This window comes from Tabrizicola sp., from assembly GCF_034366665.1.
GTDB lineage: Bacteria > Pseudomonadota > Alphaproteobacteria > Rhodobacterales > Rhodobacteraceae > Tabrizicola.
This window is the reverse complement of the sequence record NZ_JAXMMF010000074.1, coordinates 1-7715: the sequence shown is the minus strand read 5'-3', so window position 1 is coordinate 7715 and position 7715 is coordinate 1. Positions and strand designations below refer to the sequence as shown.

Here is a 7715-nt window from a genome sequence, read left to right as displayed (position 1 = left end):
ACGCGCGCCCAAGCTGGGCGGTCTGGTGGAATTCTACCGCTCGCCCGCGCGCGTGCAGTGGTCGCCCACCGGCACCAACATCCCGGATTATCCGAAGATGGCGCAGCTGTGGTGGCAGAACATCGGCGACGCCATGTCGGGATCGAAGACCCCGCAGGAAGCGCTGGATGCCCTCTGCGAAGAGCAGGAAAAGGTGCTGGAGCGGATCGAGCGCGCTGGCGTCCAGGGCGACATCGGCCCCAAGCTGAACGAGCCGCAGGACCCGCAGGTCTGGCTTGACGAGCCGGGCTCGCCGGTGGCCAAGCTGGAGAACGAGAAGCCTCAGGGCGAGACGATCTCTTATGACGAGCTGATCAAGTCCTGGCAGTAAGCCATGTTGCGAAGGGCGGGGCATCTTTGCCCCGCCCTTTTCCCACTTCCCGCTTCCTGATTTGGTGCCCGGGCTAATCCGGGCGAACCCACACCGATGACAGTCTTCTGGACCACCACCCCCTCGGGCAAGACGCGTGCCTTCGGCGCGGGCCTGCGCTTCGACGGCACTCCAGGGACCTGGAACGCCATCACCGACGTGCCGGGTGTGGCGGTGGGCTATACAACGCTGATCACTGGCGAGGGTGCCCTTCGCCGCGGCACAGGCCCGGTCCGCACCGGGGTGACGGCGATCCTGCCGCGTCCGGCCAACCAGCTTTTGGACCCGGTCTTTGCCGGCCTTTTCAGCCTGAACGGCAATGGCGAGCTGACGGGCAGCCACTACATCGAAGAGACCGGCAAGTTCGGTCTGCCGATCACCATCACCAACACCCATTCCTGCGGCCTGGCCCGCGATGCCACGGTGCGCTGGGCCGTCGAGGCGTTGCCCGAGGATCTGGGCGACGATTTCGCCCTGCCCGTCGCGGCCGAGACGTATGACGGCTTCCTGAACGATATCAATGGCTTTCACGTGACCGAGGCGCATGTGCGCGCCGCCATCGACAGCGCCCGCCGCGGCCCCCTTGATGAAGGCAGTGTGGGTGGTGGCACGGGGATGAAGTGTTTCGGCTTCAAGGCGGGGTCCGGCACCGCCTCGCGCCGGGTAAGGTATGACGCGGACTACCATCTGGGGGTCTTCGTGCAGGCGAACTTCGGCGCGCGCGGTGACCTTGTGATCCAGGGCCGCCGCATCGGACGTGACCCCGCCCTGCCGCAGATGGAGACCCGCGCCCCCGCACCGGACCTCAGTTCCATCATTGTGGTGATTGCCACGGACGCGCCCTTCCTGCCACACCAGCTGAAGCGCCTTGCGCGCCGGGCCAGCTTTGGCGTGGGGCGGCTGGGCGGGATCGCGCGGCATTCCTCGGGCGATATCTTCCTGGCCTTCTCGACCGCCGGGCAGAACCTTGCGGGCCAGGACCTTTCCAACCGGGGCGCGCCAGCCCTGCGCGACGCCCGCTTCGTGCCGGACGAACATATCGATCCCTTCTTCGAAGCCGTGGTGCAAGCGACCGAGGAAGCCATTCTGAACAGCATGATCGCGAATGACGGGATGACCGGACGCGACGGCAATTTCGTCCCCGCCCTGCCGCTTGCCGCGCTGGGGTTTCAGGGGTGACGGTAGACCAGGGAAAGCACAGTACATGACCCACATCCTTGCCATCGACCAGGGCACCACCTCCTCGCGCGCGATCCTGTTCGACGCCCGCCTGCGCCCCGTGGCGCAAGCGCAGGAAGAGTTTCCCCAGGCCTACCCTCGCCCCGGCTGGGTCGAACACAACCCCGCCGATCTGTGGTCCACCGTCGCCGGAACGGCCCGCGCCGCGATCGAGAAGGCCGGGGTCAGCGCCACCTCCATCGCCGCCATCGGCATCACCAACCAGCGCGAGACGACGCTGATCTGGGACCGCGCCACCGGCCAGCCGATCCACCCCGCCATCGTCTGGCAGGACCGCCGCACCGCTGACACCTGCACTGCCCTGAAGGAGCAGGGACATGAGCCGATGATCACCGCCCGCACCGGTCTGCTTCTTGACCCCTATTTCTCGGGGACCAAGGTCAAGTGGCTGCTTGACCACGTCGAAGGCGCGCGCGACCGCGCCAACCGGGGCGAGCTTGCCTTTGGCACCGTCGATACCTGGCTGATCTGGAACCTGACCGGCGGCAAGGTTCACGCCACCGACGCCACCAACGCCAGCCGCACCCTGCTTTACAACATCGCCAAGGGCGCGTGGGACGCGGACATCTGCAAGCTTCTCGACATCCCCCTGTCCCTCCTCCCCTCGGTCCACGACTGCGCCGCCCCCTTCGGCATGACCCGCCCCGACCTTTTCGGGCGCGAGATCCCGATCCTTGGCGTTGCCGGCGACCAGCAAGCCGCCACTGTGGGCCAGGCCTGCTTTGCCCCCGGCATGATGAAATCGACCTACGGGACCGGCTGCTTCGCCCTTCTCAACACCGGCACGGACATGGTCCCGTCAAAGAACCGCCTGCTGACCACCATCGCCTACCAGCTGAAGGGCCAACCCACCTACGCGCTCGAGGGCTCGATCTTCATCGCCGGGGCGGTGGTGCAGTGGCTGCGCGACGGCCTCAAGATCATCCGCGAGGCGAAGGAGACCCAACCCCTGGCCGACCAGGCCGAGGAGGCGCAGGGCGTGATCCTTGTCCCCGCATTCACCGGCCTTGGAGCGCCCTACTGGCGGCCCGATTGCCGGGGCGCGGTCTATGGCCTGACCCGCAACTCCGGCCCGGCCGAGTTCGCCCGCGCCGCGCTGGAAAGCGTCGGCTACCAGACCCGCGACCTTCTGGAGGCGATGCGGGCCGACTGGGGCAAGGCGGCGGAAGGCGTTCTGCGCGTCGACGGCGGGATGACCGCCAGCGACTGGACGATGCAGTTCCTGTCCGACATCCTGGGCGCGCCCGTGGACCGGCCCAAGGTGACCGAGACGACGGCCCTGGGGGCGGCCTATCTTGCCGCGATGCAGGCGGGCGTGATCGGCGGGCCGGAAGAATTCGCCCGATCCTGGGCGCTGGACCGCCGCTTCACGCCGCAGATGGAGCCCGCCATCCGTGACGCGAAATATGCCCGCTGGGGCAAGGCCATCGCCGCCACGATGTCGGTATGACTCCCTTCGGGATCACCGCCCCGGGCCGCATCCTCTTTGGCCGGGGCGAGGCGGTAAAGGCCCCCGACCTGATCCGTGCCTTTGGGGAACGCGGGCTTCTGATCCACGGGGCCAATCCGGCGCGGGCGGCCTGGCTGGTCAAGGCCCTGGGCTCACAGGTCCTGGCACTGTCCTGCACGGGTGAACCGACCCTTGCCGATCTGGAGGCGGCCCTGACCGCCGCCCGCGTCCACCGCCCTGCCTGGGTTGCTGCGCTGGGCGGTGGAGCGGCTCTGGACTTTGGCAAGGCGCTGGCGGCGCTGATCCCCGCGCCGGACGGACCGATGGAGCATCTGGAGGTGGTCGGGAAAGGGCTGCCGTTGAAGGCTTCACCGCTGCCCTTCATCGCGATCCCGACGACGGCGGGGACCGGTGCAGAGGTCACGAAGAATGCCGTGATCGGCCTGCCCGAGCTTGGCCGCAAGGTCAGCCTGCGCGATGATCGCATGGTGGCGCGGCTGGCTATCGTCGACCCGGCCCTGACCGACGGGTGTTCGAAGGCGGTGACGCTTGCCTCGGGCCTGGATGCGGTGACGCAGGTGATCGAGCCCTACGTCTCGGTCAAGGCGACGCCCTTTACCGATGCGCTGGCCCGGCCAGCCATTGGTCTGGGCATGGCGGCGCTGATGCAACTGATGCAGGGCGAGGACGGGCAAGCGCGGGACCGGATGGCCTGGGTCAGCCTTTGCGGCGGGTTGGCGCTGGCCAATGCGGGCCTTGGGGCGGTGCATGGATTTGCGGGCGTGATCGGCGGTATGACGGGTGCCGCACATGGCGCGATCTGCGGGGCGCTTCTGGGGCCGGTCCTGCAGGCGAACCGGGCGGCGGCATCAGGCGGGACGCGGGACCGGCTGGACGAGGTTTGCGCAGTGCTGGCCGGAACGCTGGGGTCAAGCGCGGCCGAGGCTCCGTCAGCGCTGCAGGCCTGGGCCTGGGCCGAAGGGCTGCCGGGGCTTGCCGCCCTGGGCGTGACCGAGGACCAGCACACCGCAATCGTTGCGGCTGCACGGGATGCCTCGTCGATGAAGGGCAATCCCGTGCCCTTGCCCGATGCGACCCTGCATGAGGTGCTGGAGCGGGCGTAGGGTGGGCGATATCGCCCACCCTACTCCTGCGCTTGTGCTTGATCCGGATCAAGGTGGGCGGGCCGCGGACCCGGTTAGACCTTCGGCAGAGCCTGCGAAGGAGGGACGTCCGATGCGCCTGATGATGGTTCTTTATTCGATCGTCGCGACCGCGATGGCCGGGACGGGCGTGATTGCAGTGCTCAGCGCGGGGTACGATACGCTTTGGCCCATCGTGATCGCTGCGGTCGCGGGGGCTGTGCTGGCTGTGCCGGTGTCCTGGGCCGTCGCCCGAAAGATCGGCTAGACCTCCGGACCGCAGTCTTCCAGACGGGCTAGGCTTCCAGAAAGACCCGAACCGTCTCTTCGAACTCGCGCGGCTTTTCCGCATGCAGCCAGTGGCCTGCCCCGGGGATTTTCGCGAAGCGGGCCTTCGGGAAAAGCGCCCTGATCGTCTCGCGGTGCTCGGGCCGGACGTAGCTGCTGTCTGCGCCGGTCAGAAACAGCGCGGGGTGGTCGAAGGTGCCTTGCGTGCCGGGCCACCCGACGATCTGTGGCATCTCCTCCTCCAGAACGGTCAGGTTCAGCTTCCAGCGCGGCGGCTTGTGGCGCAGGTCCAGCGACTGCAGGAAAAAGGCGCGCAGGGCGGGGTCGTCGATCCGTTGGGCCAGGGCTGCATCGGCCTCGGCCCGGGTGGTGATCCGCGCAAGGTCAAGCGAGGCCATCGCCTGGGCGTTGCGGGTCTGATCGTGGTTGTAGGCGACGGGCGCAATGTCGGCGACGACCAGACGGCGGATCAGGTCGGGCCGGGTCAGGGCCAGCTGCATCGCCGCCTTCCCGCCCATCGAATGACCCAGCAGGTCCACCGGCGCGCCAAGGCTTTCGATCACTTCGGCCAGATCGGCGGCCATGTCCGGATAGGTCTGCGTCGGCGCGCGCGGGCTGTCGCCGTGGTTGCGCATGTCGACGGCCACCACGTCTCGCCGGTCGGCCAGGCGGCGGGCGATCACGCCCCAGTTCCGGCCCGACCCGTAAAGACCATGCGCGATGACCAGAGTTGGCGCCTCGACTGCGGCGTGGGAGGGGTGGCGGATCGTGGCAAGCATGACCTTTGATAGCCCCATCGGCAGGATCAGGCCAGAGCCGGTTGAACATGTCGGCTTTCGCTTCTAGGTTCTACCGCAGGGTGTCGATGGGGTGCGCGATGAGTGCGGTGACGATCCAGCAGATGGCGGATCGGGTGGCTCAGCTTCTGGAAGAACGGTTGGGCCTGGGCGGGCGCGACCTTGCGGCCAAGCTCAAGCGGGCCGGGCGGTCGCTGCCGAAGAAGGTGCGCGACAGCGGGCGGTTGCTTGCGACCTCGGCGCACCGGGCGCAGAACCCCAAGCTCCTGGGCCAGATCGACATGGGCGAGGTCACCGAAGCCTACGATGTCTGCCTGAAGCATCTGATCGCGATCGATCCGGTCAACCGTCGGCGCGACCTCTTCGCGGGGATGGTCGGCTCGGTCGGGTTCGGGGTGCTGGTGCTGGCGGTGGCTATCCTGGGCTTCCTGGCCTGGCGCGGGTATTTCTAGCACCGGGCATGGTGCTTTCGGCGCCCGAAGGGAAATCAATGGCTTGGCTGCGGTCATTTACGATCTGGTGACCATGTCCGCAGTCGGGCCGCCCTGCAGCGGCTGGGACGAAAGCGCCCTGCGGGTGACCAGCGTCACGGTGACGAAGGCCACGTACAAGAGCAGATACCATGACCCCAGCTTGGCCAAGCTGACCATCTCGCCCGGAAGCTGGCCGGAGTAGATCCAGGTTCCGGTGGCGGTGCCGACATTCTCGGCCACCCAAAGCGCGAAGGCAGACAGGATGGCGGCCACTGGCAGCGGCATCCACCAGTGCCGGTCGTGGATGCGAAACCAGATCCGGGTGCGCCCGTAAAGCGCGACGGTGGCCACGAACAGCGCCAGTCGGATGTCGGGCAGGAAATGATGGGCGAAGAAGTTCACATAAATTGCCACGGCCAGCGCCACCGTGAGCGGGAAGCTGGGGTAGGGCGCAAACGCCATGTCGAAAACCCGGATGACTCGGGCCATGTAGCTGCCGACGGCGGCATACATGAAGCCCGAAAAGAGGGGCACGCCCATCAGCATGAAGATCCCCGGCTCGGGGTAGGCCCAGGACCCGGCATGGACCTTGAACCACTCCATCGCCGTGCCGGTGAGGTGGAAAAGGAGGATGACGCGGGCTTCCTCCCAGGTTTCGAGTTTCGTCGCCAGGAAGACGACTTGCGTGGCGATGGCGAAAAGGAAAAGCGCGTCGTAACGGTGCAGCGGCCAATCGGGGTGCCAGATCAGCTTAGAGGCGATGATGGCGAGGAGGAGGAGGCCACCGAAGAGACAGGCCCAGCCTTGCTTGAGGACAAACATCACCAGTTCGGCGACGGCAAAGGGCAGCCGGGTCCGGGCCCAGTCGCCCATGCGGTGTTCAAGGGAGCGGGTGTCTGGGGTGGTCATCTTGTCCTGCGGTATGGGGCAGGGGGATGAGACCCACCGGGAGAGGACGCGTCAAGGTCGGGGATTGCCGACGAGGCGGCGGCTTGCAAGACCACGGTTGCCAAATTGAGCGCCTTGGCAGGCGCGAAGACCATTTGTCTCGCCGTTTTGCGTGAAGGACGCAAAACGGCTCGGGTGCGCGCCGCGCGGGGATATTTGCAGCCAGGTGAAAGCCTTGGGTGGAAAAGGAAAAGGCCCCGCGCGTGGGCTGCGCACGGAGCCTCAAGTCAGCTGGACGCGGCTTTACAACCCCGGATAGATCGGGAAGGTCTGGCAGAGGGCCTCTACCTCGGCCTTGACCTTGGCTTCCACGGCGGCGTTGCCGTCTTCGCCGTTCGCGGCCAGACCTTCGACGACCTCGATGATCCAGCGGCCGATCTGGCGGAACTCGGGTTCACCGAAGCCGCGGGTGGTGCCTGCGGGGGTGCCGAGGCGGACGCCGCTGGTGATCGTCGGCTTTTCGCTGTCGAAGGGGATGCCGTTCTTGTTGCAGGTGATGTGGGCGCGGCCAAGCGCCTTTTCCGTGGCGTTGCCCTTCACGCCCTTGGGCCGCAGGTCCACGAGCATCAGGTGCGTGTCGGTGCCGCCGGTGACGATGTCGAGGCCGCCCTTCATGAGTTCATCGGCAAGCGCCTGGGCGTTCTTGATCACCTGGGCCTGGTAGGTCTTGAACCCGGGCCGCAGCGCCTCGCCGAAGGCCACGGCCTTGGCGGCGATGACATGCATCAGGGGGCCGCCCTGGATGCCCGGGAAGATCGCCGAGTTCACCTTCTTGGCGATGTCCTCGTCGTTCGTGAGGATCATGCCGCCCCGCGGGCCGCGCAGGGTCTTGTGCGTCGTGGTGGTGGCGACATGGGCGTGCGGGAAGGGGCTGGGGTAGAGGCCCGCCGCGACGAGGCCCGCGAAGTGCGCCATGTCGACGAGGAGGTAGGCGCCGACCGAATCCGCAATCTCGCGCATTTTCGCGAA

At 67.3% G+C, this 7715-nt stretch carries 8 protein-coding genes and 1 pseudogene; 6 read left to right on the top strand and 3 right to left on the bottom strand.

The features are described from left to right. The 5 genes and pseudogenes from U1E69_RS10005 to U1E69_RS09985 form a co-directional block, all read left to right on the top strand. Positions 1-370: pseudogene (locus U1E69_RS10005) on the top strand (carbohydrate ABC transporter substrate-binding protein); the annotation flags it as partial. 96 nt (positions 371-466) lie between these two features. Further along, the gene (locus U1E69_RS10000; protein WP_322244234.1) at positions 467-1588 is read left to right on the top strand and encodes a P1 family peptidase; all 1122 of its coding nucleotides are present in this window, start codon (positions 467-469) and stop codon (positions 1586-1588) included. 25 nt (positions 1589-1613) lie between these two features. Next, positions 1614-3098 carry a glycerol kinase GlpK gene (gene glpK / locus U1E69_RS09995; RefSeq protein ID WP_322244233.1) on the top strand — a complete coding sequence of 495 codons (1485 nt, stop codon included), beginning with the start codon at positions 1614-1616 and terminating at the stop codon, positions 3096-3098. Beyond that, complete coding sequence (locus U1E69_RS09990) at positions 3095-4222, top strand: iron-containing alcohol dehydrogenase (protein ID WP_322244232.1); 1128 nt, start codon at positions 3095-3097, stop codon at positions 4220-4222. The genes glpK and U1E69_RS09990 overlap by 4 nt, the downstream gene beginning before the upstream one ends. Before the next feature lie 112 nt (positions 4223-4334). Continuing rightward, positions 4335-4508 carry a CTP synthetase gene (locus U1E69_RS09985; RefSeq protein WP_322244231.1) on the top strand — a complete coding sequence of 58 codons (174 nt, stop codon included), beginning with the start codon at positions 4335-4337 and terminating at the stop codon, positions 4506-4508. A 28-nt stretch (positions 4509-4536) separates the two neighbouring features. Here U1E69_RS09985 and U1E69_RS09980 read toward each other — a convergent pair whose 3' ends face one another. Then, on the bottom strand, positions 4537-5307 hold the full coding sequence (locus U1E69_RS09980; protein WP_322244230.1) for an alpha/beta fold hydrolase: 771 nt from the start codon (positions 5305-5307) through the stop codon (positions 4537-4539). 98 nt (positions 5308-5405) lie between these two features. On the opposite strand from U1E69_RS09980, the gene U1E69_RS09975 reads away from it, so the two are divergent. Continuing rightward, entirely contained in the window at positions 5406-5777 is a 372-nt protein-coding gene (locus U1E69_RS09975) for a hypothetical protein (RefSeq protein ID WP_322244229.1), read from the top strand. 57 nt (positions 5778-5834) lie between these two features. On the opposite strand, the gene U1E69_RS09970 is transcribed toward U1E69_RS09975, so the two are convergent. Together U1E69_RS09970 and U1E69_RS09965 are read right to left on the bottom strand one after the other, a co-directional pair. Then, positions 5835-6707: a DUF817 domain-containing protein gene (locus U1E69_RS09970; protein WP_322244228.1), complete on the bottom strand. Its 873-nt coding sequence runs from the start codon at positions 6705-6707 to the stop codon at positions 5835-5837. Between the two features lie 282 nt (positions 6708-6989). Further along, a partial coding sequence (locus U1E69_RS09965) for a serine hydroxymethyltransferase (RefSeq protein ID WP_322244227.1) occupies positions 6990-7715 on the bottom strand: 726 nt, incomplete at its 5' end.

Bases quoted from the DNA above. Each gene is read 5' to 3' on its own strand.
- U1E69_RS09985 (WP_322244231.1), top strand. From the start codon at position 4,335: ATGCGCCTGATGATGGTTCTTTATTCGATCGTCGCGACCGCGATGGCC.
- U1E69_RS10000 (WP_322244234.1), top strand. From the start codon at position 467: ATGACAGTCTTCTGGACCACCACCCCCTCGGGCAAGACGCGTGCCTTC.
- U1E69_RS09990 (WP_322244232.1), top strand. From the start codon at position 3,095: ATGACTCCCTTCGGGATCACCGCCCCGGGCCGCATCCTCTTTGGCCGG.
- U1E69_RS09975 (WP_322244229.1), top strand. From the start codon at position 5,406: ATGAGTGCGGTGACGATCCAGCAGATGGCGGATCGGGTGGCTCAGCTT.
- U1E69_RS09980 (WP_322244230.1), bottom strand. From the start codon at position 5,307: ATGCTTGCCACGATCCGCCACCCCTCCCACGCCGCAGTCGAGGCGCCA.
- glpK (WP_322244233.1), top strand. From the start codon at position 1,614: ATGACCCACATCCTTGCCATCGACCAGGGCACCACCTCCTCGCGCGCG.
- U1E69_RS09970 (WP_322244228.1), bottom strand. From the start codon at position 6,707: ATGACCACCCCAGACACCCGCTCCCTTGAACACCGCATGGGCGACTGG.